Here is a 239-nt window from a genome sequence, read left to right as displayed (position 1 = left end):
ATCAGACAACAAAAAGGCAAACTGGCCGCCGGGTTCAACGGCCAGGGTAAGTACAATACCACGGGAGGCCATGTAATCTATGAAGTCCTGTGCCATACGGGGGTTATTGAGCACGGCGATACGCTGCATCTCAGACTCCCTGTTGAAATATGTGCGCCGGCAGGCGCAGGATGATCACCTGGGCGAAATTACTGCTCAACACACGGATAGGCCTGACGACGCCACGCTTCAAAGCCGCC

1 pseudogene is annotated in these 239 nt (G+C 55.2%); it reads right to left on the bottom strand.

From position 1 onward, the window contains the following. Window positions 1-129, bottom strand: a pseudogene (locus tag ACYP03_RS27830) (rhomboid family intramembrane serine protease GlpG); the annotation flags it as partial. Between the last annotated feature and the right edge of the window lie 110 nt (window positions 130-239).

The sequence above is a fragment of the Photobacterium sp. R1 genome (assembly GCF_054600795.1).
Note: the sequence above shows the minus strand (reverse complement) of the source record. Positions and strands in the feature narration are given on the sequence as shown.